Raw genomic sequence first — 20,556 nt, forward strand, 5'->3', positions numbered from 1 at the left:
CTAGTGCCAAGGCATCCACCGTGCGCCCTTATTCACTTAACTAATTATGAATAAGCGTTTCACTATATTAATAGCCTTGCTTTAAAGTTTGATGTCGTTGTTACTCTTATTTAGTTTTCAAGGTACACTTCCACAGGATGTGGTGGCTTCTGTGTTCGTCACAGGACGTGACGGGTTTTAACAGAAGTTCCTTGCTTTTTGAGGGTTTACTCCCTCAAAACTGAACCAAACAACACAGTATGTTTAGGCCTGCAGGATGCAGGTCATGCCGACGTTGCCACAGGACGTGGCGAACTTAGTCGGTTTCCTTAATTATTCCTTAGAAAGGAGGTGATCCAGCCGCACCTTCCGATACGGCTACCTTGTTACGACTTCACCCCAATCATTGGTCCCACCTTAGGCGGCTGGCTCCAAAAGGTTACCTCACCGACTTCGGGTGTTACCAACTCTCGTGGTGTGACGGGCGGTGTGTACAAGGCCCGGGAACGTATTCACCGCGGCATGCTGATCCGCGATTACTAGCGATTCCGGCTTCATGCAGGCGAGTTGCAGCCTGCAATCCGAACTGAGAATGGTTTTATGGGATTTGCTCGACCTCGCGGTTTTGCTGCCCTTTGTACCATCCATTGTAGCACGTGTGTAGCCCAGGTCATAAGGGGCATGATGATTTGACGTCATCCCCACCTTCCTCCGGTTTGTCACCGGCAGTCTCCTTAGAGTGCCCAACTAAATGCTGGCAACTAAGAATAAGGGTTGCGCTCGTTGCGGGACTTAACCCAACATCTCACGACACGAGCTGACGACAACCATGCACCACCTGTCACTCTGTCCCCGAAGGGAAAGCCCTATCTCTAGGGTGGTCAGAGGATGTCAAGACCTGGTAAGGTTCTTCGCGTTGCTTCGAATTAAACCACATGCTCCACCGCTTGTGCGGGCCCCCGTCAATTCTTTTGAGTTTCAGCCTTGCGGCCGTACTCCCCAGGCGGAGTGCTTAATGCGTTAACTTCAGCACTAAGGGGCGGAAACCCCCTAACACCTAGCACTCATCGTTTACGGCGTGGACTACCAGGGTATCTAATCCTGTTCGCTCCCCACGCTTTCGCGCCTCAGCGTCAGTTACAGACCAGAGAGTCGCCTTCGCCACTGGTGTTCCTCCACATCTCTACGCATTTCACCGCTACACGTGGAATTCCACTCTCCTCTTCTGCACTCAAGTCCTCCAGTTTCCAATGACCCTCCACGGTTAAGCCGTGGGCTTTCACATCAGACTTAAAGGACCGCCTGCGCGCGCTTTACGCCCAATAATTCCGGACAACGCTTGCCCCCTACGTATTACCGCGGCTGCTGGCACGTAGTTAGCCGGGGCTTTCTGGTTAGGTACCGTCAAGGTACAATCAGTTACTATTGTACTTGTTCTTCCCTAACAACAGAGTTTTACAATCCGAAAACCTTCATCACTCACGCGGCGTTGCTCCGTCAGACTTTCGTCCATTGCGGAAGATTCCCTACTGCTGCCTCCCGTAGGAGTCTGGGCCGTGTCTCAGTCCCAGTGTGGCCGATCACCCTCTCAGGTCGGCTACGCATCGTCGCCTTGGTGAGCCGTTACCTCACCAACTAGCTAATGCGCCGCGGGCCCATCTGTAAGTGACAGCTTGCGCCGCCTTTCATCTTCAAACCATGTGGTTCGAAGTGTTATCCGGTATTAGCTCACGTTTCCGCGAGTTATCCCAGTCTTACAGGCAGGTTGCCCACGTGTTACTCACCCGTCCGCCGCTAGATCCATTAACGTCACCCCGAAGGGATCAGTTAATTTCACTCGCTCGACTTGCATGTATTAGGCACGCCGCCAGCGTTCGTCCTGAGCCAAGATCAAACTCTCCAAAAAAGTTTGTCTATGATTGACACCAATCAATCATAGGTAATTCTTAGCAAAGAAGCTGCTAGCTTCTGTAATTCTTTAATAGAAAAAACAGGGTATGTTTCTTCTTGACATACTGGTTGTTTTGTTCAGTTTTCAAGGAGCAAAATCTTTGTTGTTATCTCTTAGCGACAACTTTTATATCATATCACGCTATCAAGATTATGTCAACAAGTTTTTTCATTCTTTTTTTGAATGATGGGCCTGAGTGGACTCGAACCACCGACCTCACGCTTATCAGGCGTGCGCTCTAACCAGCTGAGCTACAGGCCCATAAATTAATGGAGCGGGTGAAGGGAATCGAACCCTCGACATCAGCTTGGAAGGCTGGAGTTTTACCATTAAACTACACCCGCATAAAGTATAGAAATAAATATTCTTTTTTAGCCAGACTTATTAATAAAGCCTCGGATCGGGAAGACAGGATTCGAACCTGCGACCCCATGGTCCCAAACCATGTGCTCTACCAAGCTGAGCTACTTCCCGATAAAATGGCGCGCCCGAGAGGAGTCGAACCCCTAACCTTTTGATCCGTAGTCAAACGCTCTATCCAATTGAGCTACGGGCGCAAAAGCGACATTCTTAATAATACCATATTAATCATATTAAATCAAGTCGTTTATTTGTATTAAACAAACACTGGAACTAAGTGCGGCCGAGAGGATTTGAACCTCCACGGGATTAACTCCCACTAGGCCCTCAACCTAGCGCGTCTGCCATTCCGCCACGACCGCATTAATACGGACTTTACATTTTGTAGTGGTGCGGGTGAAGGGAGTCGAACCCCCACATCCGAAGATACTAGATCCTAAGTCTAGCGCGTCTGCCAATTCCGCCACACCCGCATGTTTAAATGGTGAGCCATGAAGGATTCGAACCTTCGACCCTCTGATTAAAAGTCAGATGCTCTACCGACTGAGCTAATGGCTCGAAAAAATAAGTTAATCCTTAAGTTAGTATTAGCGTCATTCATGGAGGACCCCTGCATCTTCTAGCTTATTCAAGATGTGTATGCTTCGGGGTTACTCGTAGCTTATTCGGTGGAAGTGTTGCTCGTTGCTCTACCGACTGAGCTAATGGCTCCTAGTAATGAATGATTCTAAAACCACTTTGTTAAAGATATCACAAACAAAAAATTGGCTGGGCTACCAGGATTCGAACCTGGGAATCACGGGACCAAAACCCGTTGCCTTACCGCTTGGCTATAGCCCAACAATTTAATGGCGGTCCGGACGGGACTCGAACCCGCGACCTCCTGCGTGACAGGCAGGCATTCTAACCAACTGAACTACCGGACCTTTATTTAGTTTATTAAAGAAATGACCCGTACGGGATTCGAACCCGTGTTACCGCCGTGAAAGGGCGGTGTCTTAACCGCTTGACCAACGGGCCATATTAGAATGGCGGAGAAGGAGGGATTTGAACCCTCGCGCCGGTTACCCGACCTACACCCTTAGCAGGGGCGCCTCTTCAGCCACTTGAGTACTTCTCCATATGGCTCCACAGGTAGGATTCGAACCTACGACCGATCGGTTAACAGCCGATTGCTCTACCACTGAGCTACTGTGGAATAATAATAAATTGTTCACTTATTCTGCCTTAAAACAATTCCCATAATCTCGACCCCCTGGATCTACTAGTTTGTTCTAAGATGCCAAATGCTTCGGGGTTACTCGTAGCTTATTCGGTAGATGTTTTGCTCGTCTCTACCACTGAGCTACTGTGGAATAATTTCAGCGACGAAAAATATCATATAACATTATCAATTTATTGTCAAGATATTTTATAAAAGTTTTTTCTTAAACTTCTATGTACATTCCGTCTGTTTTGTTAAGACTTTATATAATTTATCATGGCTAGTCCATTTCGTCAATCTATTTTTTGCGTCTGAATTTATAAACTTTTCCAGACCCTATTTTCTTCCTACTATAATGTTTTTTCATCTACTTTATTAAAGAAGCATTTTTCACTTCTACTAATCTCCCCCGACAAATACCACATCGATACTTTTTCATATCCACTCTTCTTACTCTCCTATAAGTATGATGACAATTAGTACATTTATACTCATAGTTAAATTTATTTAGATTGGATTGAAGTGGTTTACAATGTCTTGGTGATCCGGTCTTTTGTAATAGTGCTCTAAATTCTGGATCGCTATGCTTATACCCTTTCCCTTCAATATGCAGATGATAATGACATAATTCATGCTTTATTATTCCAATAAACTCATCCTGGTCCGCTTCCATATAATATTTCGGATTTAATTCAATTAGTCTCTTTGCCGGTATATACCTACCACCAGTTGTCCGCAGACGATTATTAAATGTAACCTTATCAACAAAAGGTTTATGGAAAAATTCTATAGAAATGGAATGAACCAATTGTGTTAGTTCTTTCTCACTTAATAATTTCATTTGCGAAAACCCCCTTCATTTAAAGTATTATATTTCAAAACCAACCTATTAAACAAAATAAACTTCACCCTTAATTAAAATTATTATAATTAAAAATTGATTTTTGTTTATAATCCCTTATAATAGAATTTGAAGGTAATTACTATCAGATTACATGAAAGGAGGATAGTCTTGTTTACTTAATCCTAATAAGGGATTTTACTCAAACTATCTTTTTAGTAATCTATTAATTACTCTAATACTTGTATTTTATTATTTAGGAGGGACATATTCAATGAGTGAAGATAAGAAAAAGTTAACCACTGCATTTGGTGCTCCAGTACCAAATGATGATGATTCAAAAACAGCTGGTCCAAGAGGTCCACTATTAATGGAAGACTTCTGGTTCCTAGAAAAACTAGCTCACTTTGACCGTGAAGTTATCCCAGAACGCCGTATGCACGCTAAAGGTTCAGGTGCTTATGGTACATTTACTGTTACGCATGATATTACTAAATATACGAAAGCATCCATCTTCTCCGAAATCGGTAAGAAAACAGATATGTTTATCCGTTTCTCTACTGTAGCTGGTGAGCGTGGTGCTGCTGATGCTGAGCGCGATATTCGTGGTACAGCACTTAAATTCTATACAGAAGAAGGTAACTGGGATTTAGTTGGTAACAACACACCAGTATTCTTCTTTAGAGATCCTAAGCGTTTCCCAGACTTAAACCACGTAGTTAAACGTGATCCTAAAACTAATATGCATAGTGCACAAGCAAACTGGGATTTCTGGACTAGTATACCAGAAGCGCTTCACCAAGTAACCATTGTTATGAGTGATCGTGGTATTCCTGCAACATACAGACATATGCACTTATTCGGAAGTCATACTTACAGCTTAATTAATGCTGATAACGAACGTGTATGGGTTAAATTCCACTTCCGTTCTCAACAAGGTATCAAAAACCTAACAGACAAAGAAGCAGAAGCAGTAATTGGTAAAGACCGTGAAAGTCATCAAAGAGATCTATTTGAATCAATCGAAAAAGGTGACTTCCCTAAATGGACACTTTACATTCAAGTAATGACGGAAGAACAAGCTAAGCAAGTACCTTACAATCCATTTGATTTAACTAAAGTATGGTATAAAAAAGACTTCCCTCTAATCGAGGTTGGTGAGCTTGAGCTTAACCGTAATCCTGAAAACTACTTTGAAGAAGTTGAGCAAGCAGCATTTGCTCCAACTAACATTGTACCTGGTATTGGTTTTTCACCAGATAAAATGCTTCAAGGTCGTCTATTCTCGTATGGGGATACACAACGCTATCGTTTAGGTGTTAACCACTGGCAAATTCCTGTTAACTATCCTAAAAATGCGAAGAACTTCAATCCATACCATCGTGATGGCGCTATGCGTGTAATTCCACATGGTAGTCAAGTTTCTTACAGCCCTAACAGCTACGGAGAATGGCAAGATAGTAAGGAGCATCAAGAGCCTGCATTACAGCTTGGAGCAGATGTCGACTATTATGATTTCGATAAAGATGATGATAACTACTTCGAACAACCAGGTAAGTTATTCCGTCTTATGACTCCTGAAGAGCAACAAAGATTATTTGAAAACACTGCTAACAACATGCAAGGAACTACAAAAGAAGTTCAATTAAGACACATTAACCATTGCTACAAAGCAGATCCAGCATATGGTGAAGGTGTTGCTAACGCACTTGGTATTTCCATGAGCGAAGTAGAAGCTGCAAGTGAAGTAGAATAATAAAAGCACATTCTGTAAAACGACTGGATATTTTTCCAGTCGTCTTTTTTTATTGTGGGTCGTGTTGTCTAGCATCTATCGTTAGAAGCGTTATCCTGCCTCATATTCGATCGATACGCATCATCCCATCATTAAAGCAAAAAACGTTATGAGAATTCCTCACAACGTTTTTTGCTTAGTATATATCGGACTACATTAATATTAACTTTCCTTCACCATGGACAAAGCGACTCTTCCTTTATGCACATCAACACTTTCAACCCAAACTGTTATAACATCACCAACAGATGCTATATCCATTGGATGTTTAACAAAGGTGTTTGACATCTTAGAAACATGCACTAGGCCATCCTGTTTTACTCCAATATCAACAAACACTCCAAAGTCCACCACATTGCGAACGGTTCCTTGTAGCTCCATTCCTGGTTTTAAATCCTCCAGCGACAAGACATTTTTCTTTAACAATGGTTGCGGAAACTCGTCACGTGGATCTCGTCCAGGCTTACTCAATGCTTCCATAATGTCTTCTAATGTTGGTTCACCAATTTCCAGCTGTACGGCGGTTTCCTTTTTATTAAGAGAGGCAAGCTTCTCTTTTAACTTATCGGAGCCAATATCGTCAATCTTGCAATCAAGCATAGCTAGTAGCTTTTCGGTATGATCATAACTCTCTGGGTGGATTGGTGTTCGATCTAGTGGGTTATCGCCATCAATTATTCGTAAGAACCCGATTGCTTGCTCATATGTTTTAGCACCTAATCTTGGAATCTTTTTCAACTGTTTACGATTGGTAAACTTACCATTTTCATTGCGCATCTTCACAATATTCCCAGCCACTGTTTTACTTAAGCCTGATACATATTGGAGTAATGATCTAGATGCAGTATTTACATTAACCCCCACTTGGTTTACGGCTGTTTCTACAACAAAGGTTAGAGATTCATTTAATGCTTTTTGACTTACATCATGCTGGTATTGTCCAACACCAATCGATTTCGGATCAATTTTCACTAGTTCTGCAAGTGGATCCTGTACACGTCGAGCAATCGATGCCGCACTTCTTTCCTCTACCTGTAAGTCAGGAAATTCTTCCCTCGCTAATTCAGATGCAGAGTAAACACTTGCCCCCGCTTCATTTACAATGATATACGGAATATCTAGGTTGTGTTTCGTAATCGTATCTGAAATAAATTGCTCTGTTTCACGGGATGCTGTCCCATTACCAATTGCAATTAATTCAATAGAATACTTCTTTATATATTCCATTACTATCTTTTCTGCACCTGCGATATCATTTTTCGGTGCAGTCGGATACATGACACCTACTTGATGTAATTTACCCGTCTCATCAATCACAGCTAGCTTACAGCCTGTCCGATACGCTGGATCTACACCTAATACCGTTCTTCCCTTTAATGGTGGCTGTAATAAAAGATTTTTCAAATTGGTACCAAAGACAGAAATTGCTTGTTCCTCCGCTTTTTCTGTTAATCCAGCTCTAATTTCTCGCTCAATTGAAGGTTCAATCAAACGTTTGTATGAGTCTTGAATAGCAGCCTTGATAATGTCTACAATTTCTGGCTGTGTTTTATGTTTTATGATTTTCCGTTGTAAGTATCCAATAATCGCATCAACAGGAGGAACAATGGAGACTTTCAATACGTCCTCTTTCTCTCCTCGGTTTAGTGCTAATATTCTATGGGAAACAATCGAACGAACAGCTTCACTATACTCATAGTACATTTCGTAGACGCCTTTTTCATCTTGCTCTTTATTCTTCACCTCTGATTGTACTAGACCTCGCTTGAATGTCTCGTTCCGAATGTACTCACGGTATTCTGGCTCATCTGAGATCCATTCAGCCATTATATCGTTTACACCAGCCAACACATCCTCTACAGTGTGTAACTCGTGTTCTTCCGATAGATACTTCTCTGCTTCAGCTTGGACATCCATTTCTTGTTGCTTCCAGACTAATTCAGCCAAAGGCTCTAATCCTTTTTCTTTTGCAATGGTTGCCTTAGTTCTCCTTTTCTGTTTATAAGGTCTATAGAGATCTTCAACTCGTTGTAGCTGTGTTGCAATTCTTATCTCATTTTCTAATTCTGGTGTTAATTTTCCTTGTTCGTCAATTAAACGTATAACCTCTTCTTTTCTTTGGGCAAGATTAAGGGCATAGTTCCATTTATCCTGGATCGATTTAATTTGGACCTCATCTAGTCCTCCAGTAACCTCTTTACGATAGCGAGCAATAAATGGTACTGTATTTCCTTCTTCTATTAAAGCTATTACTTTATGTACAACAGTAGTATGAATAGCTGTTTCTTTGGAAACCCATTGGGCTAATTCTTGATTTAAACCTTCTGACATTGTAGTTCCTCCTTTACACAAATTCTATTCTATCAAAAATGAAATCTAAATCCTACAAACTCCATTACACTTCCCTTATAACATTAGGGTATTGATTTCGTTTTTTATACAGTAACGGTAGGTATTGAACGTACTTAGAAGCCTCAATCAAAAAAACACTCAAAAAGGCACCTGCCCAAAAGTTAGCGTAAAATTCTAACCCTTGGGCACCACGACCAAATTGAGTGTTATCGATTGCTAGCTTATTCGATATCATTATCTTTATTCTCATAGCGAATAGCAATCAAGGTTGTATCATCTTTTCTCGGGGTTCCACTTCTTAGTGCAAAAGACTTTGTGATCCTCTCTACTTCCGTACAAAAGAAGTAATTATCGGCTAGCTCTTGATTCGTAACGCCATCCGTGTACATAATAAAATTCATCTCACTCTCGAGAGGCTCACGAATAACCTTAAAGTCTCTTTTGTATCCTGCTAGATACCCTGCGCTAGGTACATTTCGCTTTCTTTTATTCTCCCCAGTAACTGTTATGACACCAACATTCCCAATCATGGAGATAGAATAGATTCCGGACATAAAATCAATTTTTAGAATAGCTAAGACTGTGCCGCGTTTTCCAAACAATTGTTCATTACACTTTTGGACTAGTTTTTCAACGGAGCAGTTCATATTTTCTTTAATAATATTTATTACGATATCAGATGATTCTTTGGCATATTCTCCACTACCTAAACCATCTGCTAGGGCACATATAAATTCACTTTCAGTTTCACAAAAATAGTAACTATCTCCACATTCATTATTACCATTTTTTGCTTCCTGAAAAACAGCTACCTTTACTCGGTTCATGACAATTACAATACCTCCGCACTATCTGAGTTAATTGCTTCACGGAGTTTCTTTAACGACTTACGTTGTAAACGTGAAACATGCATTTGTGATATTCCTAATAATTCACCGGTTTCTTTTTGACTCATATTTTGAAAATACGTACAACGGATAATTTGTTGTTCACGATCATTTAAAATGGGAAGTATCTTTTCTAATAGCATCTTGTGGTCAATTTGCGAATATCCATCTTCATCAGTACCTATCATATCTAGTATAGCTATTGTACTCCCATCTGGAGTTCCCTCAATACTACGATCAACAGATAACGCTTTATAGCTTTTATTCATTTCCATTGTTTCTAGTATCTCTTCCTCAGAGACTCCAAGATATTCGGAAATTTCCTTAACAGTGGGTGATGTTTGATTTTTAGTGGTTAGTTCATCAGCGGCTTTCTTAATCTTAGGACCTAATTCTTTAATTCTTCGTGGAACATGAACACTCCAAGTTTTATCACGGATAAATCGCTTTATTTCTCCAACTATTGTAGGAATAGCAAATGATTCAAATGTTTTACCATATGAGGCGTCAAATCGCTTAATAGCTCCTAATAAACCTATCATACCTACTTGAACTAAATCTTCATGAATCATACTATTTCTAGAATATTTTCTAGCAATCGATTCTACTAGTTCCTTGTAGGTAAAGATTATTTTCTGTTGGGTTTCCTCGTCTAAAGGGTTTTTCTGAAGTAGTTCAATCCATTCATATACCTCATCTCTTCCCTTATTGTTCGGTTGAGACGTGGTCGTCATGTAACCCCACCCCTAATTTCTCAAGGTATTTCGTCATTAGAACAATGACACCTGAATTATTATATATTTCGACTTTATCCATTAATGTATTAATTAAAAATAACCCAAAACCCCCTTCACGAAGATTTTCAATCGACTCGTTACTATCGTAAGGTCCTATTTCCGCCTTAATTTCATTAAGATTAAAACTTCCTCCATGATCTGCTACCATAACTTCTAATCGGCTCTCATATACGCCAAACCCTATGGTTACTTCTCCATCATCCTGTTCCCCATATGCATGATTAACGACATTGGTCACTGCTTCAGAAACAGAAATTTTGAGATCCTCAATATCCTCATAGGTGAAGCCCATGCGGTTTGCAATTCCGGAAATACATAATCGTATAACACCTACGTATTCCGGCTTTGCTGGGAATTTCATTTCGATAAAATCAAACGATTCCATTTATTCATCCACACCTCGAATCGTAGAGTTTATGTCCATTATTTCGTGTAATCCAGTTATTTGGAATAAACGAAATACTCGATCTTGTAAATTTATCAACGTTAATTGGCTTTCATACTCTTTCGATAACTTCAGAGCATTTACAAATACCCCTAATCCCGTACTATCCATATAAGTTACATTACTTAAATCAACTTCTAGGGATGTTCCTTGCTGCTGTAATAATGGGAGCAGTGTGTCTTTTAACTTAGGTGCTGTATAAACATCAATTTCTCCAGATAAATGAACTATAGATTTATCAAGACCTTCATCTATTTGGATTTGTAGATTCATAGTTTTCCCCCTATAACACCGATATTCGTACGTACATCACGAGTGTTTGTTTTCCTTATTCCCTTTACACGCTAATACTAAACCACTTTTTTCAATATAACTAAGGTAAAATCATCCCGTAATTGAAAGTTTTGTAATCGTTCAAAATGACGATAAACTTGATTGACAATCTCTTGCGCAGGCAGGTGCATATATGACTTGATGACTTCTAACACTTCATTTCGTTCGATAAAAACGTCACCTTTTCGACATTCCGTAACACCATCTGTAAGCAAGACAATCATGTCACCTTTTTCGATTTCTAATTCGTATTGGGAATAGGTAGTATCAGGATTGACCCCTAATACTAACCCTTTTGCTTCGAACTCTCTAAAGGTATTATCTTTACCACTGTAAAAAAAGCCTGGCTCATGCCCTGCTGAAGAATAATAGAGCTTACCAGATCCTGGTTTATATTGTGCATAGAACATCGTAATAAACATACTAGGGTCAACATTTCGTTCTACCACTCTATTTAGGCTAGCTAGTATTGCATCGGTAGACATCTCACTTTCCGGAAAGCTATCCATCGCGTATTTAATCATGGACATAGACAATGCTGCTGGTATGCCTTTTCCAATGATATCGGCAATAGCAATACTAATCGATCCATCTTTCCCTTTGACAAAATGATGATAATCGCCATTCATTTGATTTGCCGGAACGCTAATAACACCAATATCCAGGTCATCCGTTTTAGGAATGGCAGATTTTAATAACATTTTTTGCATTCTGGCAGCAACATGAATCTCAGATTTGATTTCCAGCTGTTTTTCTCTGAGAAGCTGGTATTCTTGATGTGCTAGACCATATGAAATCATCGTCTCCAATAAGAAATTCATCGAAGTCTGTATTTGATCATGTAGTTCAGGGGATATTTCTAATAATGCTTGAATATGTAAGTTAACAATCTCTTCTGGTAAAATATTATTTTTAATAAAGGACTTTGAAATTTGTTCAGCTCCATATAATGCTTGCTCATCTTGTATTTCTATATACCCCTTTAGTAAATTCTTATAGTTCCTAGCAAATAACTCTCTCGTATCCATCTCGGCCTCTCCTATTCTATTATTAAGAACTAAATTTCAAGTTCATACAGTTGAGTAGTCTTTGTTGATAATAAAGAAGCTTTAGATACTGGAAGGTTTATCTAACCCATTTGGCGGTTATGATTCTCGTACCTTTTCCAACCTCAGATTCAATATCAAATTCATCCATTAATCGCCTTACACCAGGTAACCCTGCACCTAACCCTCCAGATGTGGAAAAACCATCCTCCATTACCTGACTTATATCTTTAATTCCTGGGCCATTATCTTGTGCCACGATAGAAATACCTTTTTGATCTAAAGATTCCAATACTTCAAAGTAAATCTCACCTTCACCGGCATACAAATATATATTTCTCGCAAGCTCGGATATTGCTGTCGTAATACGGGCTTGGTCAACCGTACCAAATCCTAAGCTTTTTGCAATTTCTCGCCCCATTTGACGAGCGGCAACAATATCCCACTCTTTCATTATCTTCACACAGGATTGGGATTTCATCATCTATTCCCCCAATTCCTGATGCAGCTTCATTAAGCCCTGTTCAAGATCCAATGCGGTCGGTACATTTTGTAGATGAATACCTAATTCAATTAACGTCATAGCAACCGCTGGTTGAATTCCAGTTAAGACAACTTTAGCCCCCATTAGGTCTGACATCGAAACTACATCTCCTAACACCTTTGCAATAAAAGAATCAATAACTTCCACTGAGGTTAAATCAATGACAACCCCGGTAGCTTCTGTTGAATGAATTTCTTTTAATAAATCCTCTTGGAATTGAATAGCTGTTTGGTCATCTAGTTCGGTTTGAATAGAGATTAATAAATAATTATGTAGTTTCAATATTGGAATGCGCATGACCTTTTTCACTCCCTTTATCCAATCCTAGTAATTCATCAATGCTTTGAGCTTTATTATCCATCTCAACAATTGATTTATTGGTAACTTCTAATGCTAGCAAGAAACCCTTTTTAAGCGTGCTCTTTGTTGGTAGATTTGAGAAGTTAATGCCTAAATTCACAATGGTTTGGGCAATTTCCGGACGTATTCCCACTAGAATACATTTGGCACCAAGTAATCTGACTGCTTCCGTAGCTTGAAACAAATGATGGGCAACCATAGTATCTACAACTGGTACACCTGTAATATCAATTAATACCACTTCTGCATTATGACGCATAACCCCTTCAAGAAGGTTTTCCATAATGAATTTCGCACGTTCCGTATCAATTGTACCAATTAACGGCATAATCGTAATATTATCCATCACTGGTATAAGCGGAGCAGACAGCTCCTGTAGCGCAATACGTTGCAAGGATACAACATGCTCCCAGCTAACAGAGTACTCATTCACGAGTTGTCTAATAATCGGCTGCACCCAGGACTCCACAGTATCTAGTGTCTCGGACATAAATTCACTGTCCAATTGTTCAAATTTATTTAATATTGTATGTGTTGTAACTTTACTAAACACCAATAGACCGTCTGTAATATAACTCAATGGCCATCCTAATTTAATGATTCGATCTGAAAAATCTTTTACTATTTTAGTTGAGCCGGTACCTTTGATACTACTTAATATGACATTTACAAATTCTTCATTATTATTTTCGAATAACTCATCCGAAATATCTGCTGTGTAATTTTCACTTCTAAGCTTGTTAATTTCCTTTGACCATTCCCTAATAATCTCTTCACTATTTTCAATGGCAATCTTCCTCAAATCTTTATTCATTCGAGCAACCCCCGATAAACCAAAAATATTATAAATATTTTCACATGTTATGTTTATTATAGCAACTATATTCATTTTCACAAAAGTTTATCTATATAGCGAGTTATTTTACGAATCATCATTTTAAAAGTATTCGATATAATTTGGACATAAAAAAACTCATAAGTTTATTAATATAAACTATGAGTTCTATTGACCATACATATCCTTAAGCCCAAGGCTTATTTCTAGTGCATGATTGATTTTTTGCATCATAACTTCGTCGAGTTTGGTAATTTTATCTGTTAGTCGCTGCTTATCTAACGTTCGAATCTGCTCTAAAAGAATAACAGAATCTCTATCAAATCCATATCGTTTCGCATCAATTTCTACATGGGTAGGTAGTTTTGCTTTCTGGATTTGAGCAGTGATTGCAGCAACGATAACAGTTGGACTGAATCGATTTCCAATATCATTTTGGAGGATTAGTACCGGACGAACGCCCCCTTGTTCTGATCCAACTACAGGGGATAAGTCAGCGAAATACACTTCGCCTCTTTGAACAATCAAATTCTACACCCCGATCACAGAGCGCTCTAAAGTAATTTCAGCCTCCTCTTCAGCCTGAAAAGCTTCTGAAGCAATAGAGAGATTGATTCTTGCCATTTCTTGATAGCCTTTTTGCATGGATTTATAAAAGTTTTGGATATATTCCTCTTTCTTAGTTTCAAGATAATTTCTAGTTGCTTGACATATGAAATCACTAAGATCTCTGTTTTCTCTCTTCACTAATCCATCCACCTCATTTAGTAGGTTTTTCGGTAGCCGTACCATGATTTCCTGTGAGCTTTCTGACAAAACCAAGCACCTCCGCCAACTTCCTGAACGATCGTTACTATTTTTCTATATTTAATCAAATTTAATAATATCATTGTCTAGCTGTAATTGCAAAGGCTTATCAGCATTTTATTGAAATAAATTGGGTATAAAAGCCCGGTAATACGAATCTAACTTCTAGGCACTTTTCATTCCATTACTCTATATAGATTCTTGGTACTCTTTCATTTATCATACAAGGTATCTCATAATTTATTGTATCCAAATAAGCTGCAACCTCATCCATCTCGATACAATCATTCCCTTGCTCCCCTATTAGGGTAACCTTTGTTCCGATTGGATATGATTTATCCAGTCGTATCATCATTTGATCCATGCATATTCGACCAACTATAGGCATTCGCTTTCCATTTACTAAAACGCTCATTCCTTGTAGCTTCCTATTCCATCCATCACCATAACCTATTGGAATCGTGCCAATCCATTCATCCTTCTCGGCTACATACGTTCTACCATAGCTAACAGATTCACCTGGTTTTATTGATTTGACGTGAATCAGTTTACTATGTAAGGAGAAAGCTGGTTTTAAAGAAATATGTTTTTCCTCTTTTACATACTTTGAAGGATACAACCCATACATGGATATGCCAAAACGAATGGAATTATGCATACTTTCCGGAAAGCGTATAGAGGCAGCACTATTGCCGACGTGAATTGTAATAGATTCTTGCCAATATTGTTTAAATAACGTTAGCAATTGCTCCATCCGCTTTGTTTGTTCATGGTAATAAGCTAAATCTCTTTCATCTGCAGTAGCGAAATGAGTGAATATTCCGGTTAAGTTAATATCACGATTCTTCTCTATTTCTTGTAACATACCTACTAACGCTTCTTCTGTCCGTACACCAATTCTACCCATTCCAGTATCCAATTTTAGGTGAACATGTAAAGGCTGCTCTAGCGTTAACTTGTTTACTTCTTTTAGCCACTCCTCTTGAAAGACGGTTAAAGTGATATGATTTTTTGCTGCAACTGGTGCGTATACCGCAGGAACTCCTCCTAATACTAGTATTGGTGCTGTAATGGAGGCTTTTCTAAGTGTCATAGCTTCTTCTAATAAGGCTACTGCTAACCCATTTGCTCCTGATTCAATTGCTTTTTGGGCTATTGGGACTATTCCATGCCCATAAGCGTTTGCTTTTACAACTGCAATAATATTACTATCTTGCGGTAGTTTTTCCTTTATTTGCATGATATTATACTTAATTGCTTGAAGATTTATTTCAACCCATGTATCGCGATACATTTCTCCTACCACAATGATAGCTCCTTTCTTTTCAATCATTTTACATACAGGAAAAGAAGATGATGATATTTTTTAGACAACGCTATCCTTCCTATGATGAATTTGGCTATGTTTACTATAATTACTTATTATAAAATAAAAGCAGACTCTTATCTATGAGCCTGCCCAAGTTTTATGATTATTTTACGTTGTGTCCTTGTACGGATTGTGCTACTTCTACCAATTCTTCTCTTGTTAGCTGATCACTAGCTAAGTAGAAATTAGAGCCATTATAGTCCCATTCAACTGCATTTTCCGATAATGCTCCAATAGCACCAAATCCAAGGTTGACGATATCTCCTTCAACTTCTACCGGGGACTGCAACGTCTCCACTACATTCCGCTTTTCTTGTACGAGTGTAAAATTCTTTTCTCCAGTGAAGGTTGAAATAATTCGTTTCCCATTCTCCAGATCTACTTCAATTTGCTCAGCCAACTCGGCTCCTACTGTTTGAATTGGTACCATAACCTCTAATTCATCTATCACACCATCTCCAGATGTCGGAACATCCTCTGGGGTTACACTTGCCATATTCTCTTCAATCTCAAAATCTTTATCATTGAAACTAGGGTTTAATTCAAAGCTATTAAATTTCACTTCCACAACAGCATTACCATCCGTATCCAATACTTTCACAAGCGCCGGCGTATAGTTTTCTTTATCAAAGTAGATTTCTTGGTATGGTAAATTGTTGTTACTCTGATAATTCGTTTTGGTTTTAAAGATATAGTGGTTTTCATCAGAAGTAAATTCCGCTTCTTCATCATTTGCAACGTCCTCTACTAAGGACTGATATAAATATGGCTGACTACTATTATCTGGCCAATCCGACTGAAATTTGAAGCTCTTCTTCAGCTCCGGAGTAAGAACAAATACACCATCTTTGTTCTTAAGAATGATTTGACTACCCTTATCCTGTTGATTGTTACTTAATGCTACACGATAGAATTCTTCTTTCTTATGCCAAACATCGATTTTGAATAGCTGCTCCTCTTGTCCCGTATTCATTTTCATTTCAACATTTGCTTTGTATCCAGTTAAATCTGCAACATTACTGCCTAGCTTTTTAACCACATCTTCTTGTGACTGTTCACCACACGCAGCTAGAACGAATACTAGACCGAATACAACGATCATCCATAAACGAGATTTTTTTATCATGGACATAACTCCCTTGTCTAAAATTACAAACCTACTCTTTAGGTTTTACGATTTATACAAAGGGAACTGATTACACCGAAAGAATATACGACAGACCATACACACCCATTATGAAGACAATACGATCATCCTATCCAACCACCCTCTCTTTCTTTTCTGTTAGTTTTCCATACATAATCTCCCAATACATTCTTATTACTTGGGCCAGCTTGTTCTATTGGTGCTTGGTCCTATCGTTGCTTCTTTTGCGGTGAACAATGTTATAGCTTGTTCCCTCCTGCCCGCAATAAAATATATGAGACAACCTCCGTAATTATGCAGATGATAATCGATTAACAAGGAACTTTAGACTTCAATCACCACTTGAGCAGCAGCATATTCTCTACTATGAGTAATCGAGATAAAAATATTCATATCCTCTTCTTTCAAATATGTTAAACAGGGCGCACCTTTCTCATCATTCAAAACCTCGATATCTTGGAAACTTAACTCGCCTATACCTGTTCCCATTGCCTTTGAAAAAGCCTCTTTGGCAGCAAAACGTCCTGCAATAAATTCTACTTTTCTGCTTTCACTTTGGAGTAAAGCAAATGTTTGTTTTTCTTTAACAGTTAAGATCCGTTCTATAAAACGATTATTATTCATAAGGCTCCTTATTCTATCAAGTTCAATAATATCTATTCCAATTCCTTTAATCATTTCCACATTCTCCTAACATGAAAGATGCCATACGCTATTGTTTATGTAAAAATAGTATTATAGTAATCTAATAATGTACATAATAATATAATACCCGAGCAAGCTTTAAAAATACTTTAGTAAAAACCCGATATGAAAGAGGGGAAAAAATGTTTATTCGAAATGAGAGAAGTATTAAAGAGTTTATTCGATACTATCCGGTAGTGTCGACGATTATTATCATCCATATACTGACATGGCTTCTAGATGTCATACCGATTGGGTTATTCGATCAATTGTACCATTTAGGGGTTGGGAGTCATTGGGGGTTACAAAATGGAGAATATTGGCGATTTGTAACACCAATATTCTTACACGGCGGACTTACGCATATGCTATTTAATTCATTTTCTCTAGTATTGTTTGGACCTGCACTAGAGCAAATGTTAGGTAAAGCAAAATTCTTATTCGCATATATCGGTGCTGGTGTGCTGGCAAACATCGTCACCTTCATTATCCACCCTTCAATTCTTTATTCTCACGTAGGGGCTTCTGGTGCGATTTTTGGGTTATTCGGTGTCTATGTATTTATGGTGGCATTCCGTAAAAATCTGATTGATTCCCAAAGCTCCCAAATTGTTATGGTCATTTTCATTATTGGTATCATCATGACTTTCCTACGTCCGAATATTAACATCTATGCCCATGTCCTAGGTTTTGTAGTGGGATTTCTTATCGCCCCTCTAGTCCTTAATGGAGCACGTCCGTATTATCCGGCGCAGTACAGAAGAAGCTATGACGATGGTGGAGAGGTTCGCTTTGATCCGAACCGATGGAAGAAAAAAAGGTTTTCCAGAAAAACAAAACAAAATTTCCTATGGACTATTATAATTATCTTAGTAGTCATTGGGGTTTTATATAATGTGTTTTAAACTAATCGAGGGGGGTTAGCCCCCTCGGTAAGAATACCAATCCGCTAAGGTATCAGCATCCTTTACATCCAATTCTTTTACATGATAATGCTTTCCTTGCCCCATCTTCCCTACGATAGACAACTGTATCGTTGCTAAATTTTCTCGCTTATGAAGGATATGTTGTTTTTTATTAAATGCTTGAATCCGTTTATGATACAGCATCATGGTAACTTTATTAAAATTACGATAGCGAATGAGAAGTTTATTCCCTGTTACATGATAAGCCGAGTCCTTATACTGAAGAATCCCTAATAACACACTTAGCACAAACACAACACTCGGAATCCACGCAAACTGTGGAAACATATACAGAACAACGCCTAATACCAATAGCGGTATGATTGCGGCCCTTACGAGATAATATTTAAGTGAGCGCTTCGGCAATTGGATTAGCTCTGCATCATCTGGTCTATATTGAGGTAACAATTTAGTCAGGAACTCATCCACTTCTTTTTTCTTCATAATAGGAAATAGTACCGTAGAAAAATCTTCCCCTTTTTCATTCGATCCACCTGCAATTTCTGCAATTACCGTCACATACCCGAATGGTTGTCTAATTAGATTTTCCACATAACCGACCGCTTGAATTCGTTTTAGTGGAATTGTAATTAATTTTTTCTCTAGTAGTCCACATCTTATGACAATATCTTCGTCCACTCTTGCTATGGTGAAATTCCAATATTTCAGCATGACTCCCGCAATTCCTAATAACCAGAGAGAAAGAATCCCCCCTAAAGCCATGAGAGCCATGATCACTATTCCCAATCCAACAAGCCACGTATATGCACTATCGTAAAAATTAGTAGGTATGAACCGTACCAATTCGGAAAACGCAGCCCCTGCAACAGCCAATAACACCCCTATACTACCTGAAGTAGCTCCGGTAAGAATAAGGCGTTTTCTAGTAATCGTTACGGTCGGGATTTGTTTTTCTTCCTCCAGTTCTTCAACCGGTTCCTTTTCCGTAATAGTGGATTTCAACTCTGAACGTAATTCCTCCCCTTCGACAAACGTGACGGAATTAAGTGATGCTTCTGCCTCTTTACCAGTACCGGCTGTTTCTATCTCCACTTTTACTAATTTAAATATTCTATGTAAGATGTTTTGCGTTAGATCAATCGATTGAATTCTATTTTTAGATATATAACGCTTCTTCCGTATAATCACACCGTATTCTAGTTTTAATTCATCACCCCCCACACGGTAAGTAAATCGTTTCCAGGATATGTAGCTTGTAACAATCAATAGCACGCTTAGCACTACGACAGCTAAAATAGCATATAAAATATCGATATTTACTAACGTAACAAAAGCAAGGACAAATAAGAAAAACATATCCTTCACATTATTGATTAAATTGAAAATAATAGTAGCAGGGTGTAATCGTTTCGGCTCAGACATCATCCTCATCCACCTTTGCTAGTGTGGAAATTTTATCTCGTAAATCGGAAGCAATTTCATTTGATAATGCCGGTATTTCATGTGTAGTTGCCGCCGTTGAAATAGATACACTAGATAAATTAAAGTATTTCAAAATCGGCCCTTGCTTCGTCTCGACATGTTGGACCCGAATCATTGGAATAAGCGTTCTGGAAACGATTAATATCCCATGCTGAATATAGATTTCCTGTTCAAATACTTCATAACGCCATCTTTTCCATCGCAAATTCGGGATTAAAAAAACGGTGATTATAGTACTTACGATACTAATTGCAAATGCAGCTAGGACAATCCAAAATGGAAAATCATTTATGAAGTGTAATACTAAACCTACAATTGCAAATAGCCATACTATTAATTCGTATAGGATAGCTGTAATTTGCCATACTTTTATCGCATCTCGTGAAATCCGATGAACCGGTGGCTTTCTCAT

20 protein-coding genes, 12 tRNA genes and 2 rRNA genes (1 of these 34 running past the window's edge) are annotated in these 20,556 nt (G+C 38.8%); 2 read left to right on the forward strand and 32 right to left on the reverse strand.

The features are described 5' to 3' along the window. The 15 genes from MKY78_RS07195 to MKY78_RS07265 all read right to left on the reverse strand — a co-directional run. A 23S ribosomal RNA gene (locus tag MKY78_RS07195) occupies nt 1-42 on the reverse strand; it reaches 2,881 nt to the left of the window's first position. 281 nt (nt 43-323) lie between these two features. Beyond that, nucleotides 324-1,885, reverse strand: a 16S ribosomal RNA gene (locus MKY78_RS07200). Together the 16S and 23S rRNA genes with 12 tRNA genes alongside form the textbook arrangement of a ribosomal RNA operon. Before the next feature lie 232 nt (nt 1,886-2,117). Beyond that, nucleotides 2,118-2,191 (reverse strand) — tRNA-Ile (locus tag MKY78_RS07205). Nucleotides 2,192-2,200: 9 nt separating this feature from the next. Then, a tRNA-Gly gene (locus tag MKY78_RS07210) sits at nt 2,201-2,274 on the reverse strand. A 56-nt stretch (nt 2,275-2,330) separates the two neighbouring features. Next, a tRNA-Pro gene (locus MKY78_RS07215) sits at nt 2,331-2,404 on the reverse strand. Nucleotides 2,405-2,410: 6 nt separating this feature from the next. Continuing rightward, nucleotides 2,411-2,487, reverse strand: a tRNA-Arg gene (locus MKY78_RS07220). An 81-nt stretch (nt 2,488-2,568) separates the two neighbouring features. Next, nucleotides 2,569-2,652, reverse strand: a tRNA-Leu gene (locus tag MKY78_RS07225). A gap of 26 nt (nt 2,653-2,678) precedes the next feature. Further along, nucleotides 2,679-2,763, reverse strand: a tRNA-Leu gene (locus tag MKY78_RS07230). 9 nt (nt 2,764-2,772) lie between these two features. Next, a tRNA-Lys gene (locus MKY78_RS07235) sits at nt 2,773-2,848 on the reverse strand. 207 nt (nt 2,849-3,055) lie between these two features. Beyond that, a tRNA-Gln gene (locus tag MKY78_RS07240) sits at nt 3,056-3,130 on the reverse strand. A gap of 9 nt (nt 3,131-3,139) precedes the next feature. Further along, nucleotides 3,140-3,216 (reverse strand) — tRNA-Asp (locus MKY78_RS07245). Between the two features lie 22 nt (nt 3,217-3,238). Next, a tRNA-Glu gene (locus MKY78_RS07250) sits at nt 3,239-3,310 on the reverse strand. Nucleotides 3,311-3,319: 9 nt separating this feature from the next. Beyond that, nucleotides 3,320-3,410 (reverse strand) — tRNA-Ser (locus tag MKY78_RS07255). 3 nt (nt 3,411-3,413) lie between these two features. Further along, nucleotides 3,414-3,488, reverse strand: a tRNA-Asn gene (locus MKY78_RS07260). Between the two features lie 373 nt (nt 3,489-3,861). Further along, entirely contained in the window at nt 3,862-4,335 is a 474-nt protein-coding gene (locus MKY78_RS07265) for a SprT family protein (RefSeq protein WP_339217118.1), read from the reverse strand. Between the two features lie 274 nt (nt 4,336-4,609). Here MKY78_RS07265 and MKY78_RS07270 point away from each other — a divergent pair, with 274 nt between their 5' ends. Next, complete coding sequence (locus MKY78_RS07270; RefSeq protein ID WP_339217119.1) at nt 4,610-6,091, forward strand: catalase; 1,482 nt, start codon at nt 4,610-4,612, stop codon at nt 6,089-6,091. A gap of 201 nt (nt 6,092-6,292) precedes the next feature. Here MKY78_RS07270 and MKY78_RS07275 read toward each other — a convergent pair whose 3' ends face one another. The 15 genes from MKY78_RS07275 to acpS form a co-directional block, all read right to left on the reverse strand. Next, entirely contained in the window at nt 6,293-8,461 is a 2,169-nt protein-coding gene (locus MKY78_RS07275; RefSeq protein WP_339217120.1) for a Tex family protein, read from the reverse strand. Nucleotides 8,462-8,525: 64 nt separating this feature from the next. Further along, a complete protein-coding gene (locus MKY78_RS07280; RefSeq protein WP_339217121.1) occupies nt 8,526-8,732 on the reverse strand; it encodes a hypothetical protein in 207 nt (68 codons plus the stop codon). Then, a complete protein-coding gene (locus tag MKY78_RS07285) occupies nt 8,704-9,309 on the reverse strand; it encodes a protein phosphatase 2C domain-containing protein (protein WP_339217122.1) in 606 nt (201 codons plus the stop codon). The genes MKY78_RS07280 and MKY78_RS07285 overlap by 29 nt, the downstream gene beginning before the upstream one ends. Before the next feature lie 5 nt (nt 9,310-9,314). Continuing rightward, nucleotides 9,315-10,103 (reverse strand): RNA polymerase sigma factor SigB, encoded by a 789-nt coding sequence (gene sigB, locus MKY78_RS07290; protein ID WP_339217123.1) that lies wholly within the window; start codon nt 10,101-10,103, stop codon nt 9,315-9,317. Continuing rightward, nucleotides 10,075-10,551: an anti-sigma B factor RsbW gene (rsbW, locus tag MKY78_RS07295; protein WP_186869695.1), complete on the reverse strand. Its 477-nt coding sequence runs from the start codon at nt 10,549-10,551 to the stop codon at nt 10,075-10,077. Before rsbW ends, sigB begins: the two co-directional genes overlap by 29 nt. Beyond that, nucleotides 10,552-10,884: an anti-sigma factor antagonist gene (locus MKY78_RS07300; RefSeq protein ID WP_186869694.1), complete on the reverse strand. Its 333-nt coding sequence runs from the start codon at nt 10,882-10,884 to the stop codon at nt 10,552-10,554. Between the two features lie 77 nt (nt 10,885-10,961). Then, nucleotides 10,962-11,972, reverse strand: a complete 1,011-nt coding sequence (locus MKY78_RS07305; RefSeq protein ID WP_339217124.1) for a PP2C family protein-serine/threonine phosphatase — start codon at nt 11,970-11,972, stop codon at nt 10,962-10,964. 97 nt (nt 11,973-12,069) lie between these two features. After that, complete coding sequence (locus tag MKY78_RS07310; RefSeq protein ID WP_339217865.1) at nt 12,070-12,471, reverse strand: anti-sigma regulatory factor; 402 nt, start codon at nt 12,469-12,471, stop codon at nt 12,070-12,072. A gap of 3 nt (nt 12,472-12,474) precedes the next feature. Beyond that, nucleotides 12,475-12,831, reverse strand: coding sequence for an STAS domain-containing protein (locus MKY78_RS07315; RefSeq protein WP_186869692.1), 357 nt, complete (start codon nt 12,829-12,831; stop codon nt 12,475-12,477). Then, nucleotides 12,803-13,708 carry an RsbT co-antagonist protein RsbRA gene (locus tag MKY78_RS07320; protein ID WP_186869691.1) on the reverse strand — a complete coding sequence of 302 codons (906 nt, stop codon included), beginning with the start codon at nt 13,706-13,708 and terminating at the stop codon, nt 12,803-12,805. The genes MKY78_RS07315 and MKY78_RS07320 overlap by 29 nt, the downstream gene beginning before the upstream one ends. 189 nt (nt 13,709-13,897) lie before the next feature. Next, the gene (locus tag MKY78_RS07325) at nt 13,898-14,257 is read right to left on the reverse strand and encodes a type II toxin-antitoxin system PemK/MazF family toxin (RefSeq protein WP_186869690.1); all 360 of its coding nucleotides are present in this window, start codon (nt 14,255-14,257) and stop codon (nt 13,898-13,900) included. A gap of 3 nt (nt 14,258-14,260) precedes the next feature. Beyond that, nucleotides 14,261-14,545: an antitoxin gene (locus tag MKY78_RS07330; protein ID WP_186869689.1), complete on the reverse strand. Its 285-nt coding sequence runs from the start codon at nt 14,543-14,545 to the stop codon at nt 14,261-14,263. A gap of 175 nt (nt 14,546-14,720) precedes the next feature. Then, complete coding sequence (alr, locus tag MKY78_RS07335) at nt 14,721-15,869, reverse strand: alanine racemase (RefSeq protein WP_339217125.1); 1,149 nt, start codon at nt 15,867-15,869, stop codon at nt 14,721-14,723. 139 nt (nt 15,870-16,008) lie between these two features. Beyond that, nucleotides 16,009-17,031, reverse strand: a complete 1,023-nt coding sequence (locus MKY78_RS07340) for an outer membrane lipoprotein carrier protein LolA (RefSeq protein ID WP_339217126.1) — start codon at nt 17,029-17,031, stop codon at nt 16,009-16,011. 345 nt (nt 17,032-17,376) lie between these two features. Continuing rightward, nucleotides 17,377-17,730, reverse strand: a complete 354-nt coding sequence (gene acpS, locus MKY78_RS07345) for a holo-ACP synthase (RefSeq protein WP_339217127.1) — start codon at nt 17,728-17,730, stop codon at nt 17,377-17,379. Nucleotides 17,731-17,879: 149 nt separating this feature from the next. Between acpS and MKY78_RS07350 the strand changes: the two genes are divergently transcribed. Beyond that, entirely contained in the window at nt 17,880-18,641 is a 762-nt protein-coding gene (locus MKY78_RS07350) for a rhomboid family intramembrane serine protease (protein WP_339217128.1), read from the forward strand. A 15-nt stretch (nt 18,642-18,656) separates the two neighbouring features. Here MKY78_RS07350 and MKY78_RS07355 read toward each other — a convergent pair whose 3' ends face one another. Next, complete coding sequence (locus MKY78_RS07355; protein WP_339217129.1) at nt 18,657-20,084, reverse strand: PH domain-containing protein; 1,428 nt, start codon at nt 20,082-20,084, stop codon at nt 18,657-18,659. Further along, nucleotides 20,077-20,556: a PH domain-containing protein gene (locus MKY78_RS07360; protein ID WP_339217130.1), complete on the reverse strand. Its 480-nt coding sequence runs from the start codon at nt 20,554-20,556 to the stop codon at nt 20,077-20,079. Before MKY78_RS07360 ends, MKY78_RS07355 begins: the two co-directional genes overlap by 8 nt.

The organism is Ornithinibacillus sp. FSL M8-0202, from assembly GCF_037975285.1.
Lineage (GTDB): Bacteria > Bacillota > Bacilli > Bacillales > Amphibacillaceae > Ornithinibacillus > Ornithinibacillus massiliensis.

Coding starts and splice junctions, on each gene's coding strand:
- MKY78_RS07265 (WP_339217118.1), bottom strand. CDS start 4,335: ATGAAATTATTAAGTGAGAAAGAACTAACACAATTGGTTCATTCCATT.
- MKY78_RS07270 (WP_339217119.1), top strand. CDS start 4,610: ATGAGTGAAGATAAGAAAAAGTTAACCACTGCATTTGGTGCTCCAGTA.
- MKY78_RS07275 (WP_339217120.1), bottom strand. CDS start 8,461: ATGTCAGAAGGTTTAAATCAAGAATTAGCCCAATGGGTTTCCAAAGAA.
- MKY78_RS07280 (WP_339217121.1), bottom strand. CDS start 8,732: ATGAGAATAAAGATAATGATATCGAATAAGCTAGCAATCGATAACACT.
- MKY78_RS07285 (WP_339217122.1), bottom strand. CDS start 9,309: ATGAACCGAGTAAAGGTAGCTGTTTTTCAGGAAGCAAAAAATGGTAAT.
- sigB (WP_339217123.1), bottom strand. CDS start 10,103: ATGACGACCACGTCTCAACCGAACAATAAGGGAAGAGATGAGGTATAT.
- rsbW (WP_186869695.1), bottom strand. CDS start 10,551: ATGGAATCGTTTGATTTTATCGAAATGAAATTCCCAGCAAAGCCGGAA.
- MKY78_RS07300 (WP_186869694.1), bottom strand. CDS start 10,884: ATGAATCTACAAATCCAAATAGATGAAGGTCTTGATAAATCTATAGTT.
- MKY78_RS07305 (WP_339217124.1), bottom strand. CDS start 11,972: ATGGATACGAGAGAGTTATTTGCTAGGAACTATAAGAATTTACTAAAG.
- MKY78_RS07310 (WP_339217865.1), bottom strand. CDS start 12,471: ATGAAATCCCAATCCTGTGTGAAGATAATGAAAGAGTGGGATATTGTT.
- MKY78_RS07315 (WP_186869692.1), bottom strand. CDS start 12,831: ATGCGCATTCCAATATTGAAACTACATAATTATTTATTAATCTCTATT.
- MKY78_RS07320 (WP_186869691.1), bottom strand. CDS start 13,708: ATGAATAAAGATTTGAGGAAGATTGCCATTGAAAATAGTGAAGAGATT.
- alr (WP_339217125.1), bottom strand. CDS start 15,869: ATGATTGAAAAGAAAGGAGCTATCATTGTGGTAGGAGAAATGTATCGC.
- MKY78_RS07340 (WP_339217126.1), bottom strand. CDS start 17,031: ATGATAAAAAAATCTCGTTTATGGATGATCGTTGTATTCGGTCTAGTA.
- acpS (WP_339217127.1), bottom strand. CDS start 17,730: ATGATTAAAGGAATTGGAATAGATATTATTGAACTTGATAGAATAAGG.
- MKY78_RS07350 (WP_339217128.1), top strand. CDS start 17,880: ATGTTTATTCGAAATGAGAGAAGTATTAAAGAGTTTATTCGATACTAT.
- MKY78_RS07355 (WP_339217129.1), bottom strand. CDS start 20,084: ATGTCTGAGCCGAAACGATTACACCCTGCTACTATTATTTTCAATTTA.
- MKY78_RS07360 (WP_339217130.1), bottom strand. CDS start 20,556: ATGAGAAAGCCACCGGTTCATCGGATTTCACGAGATGCGATAAAAGTA.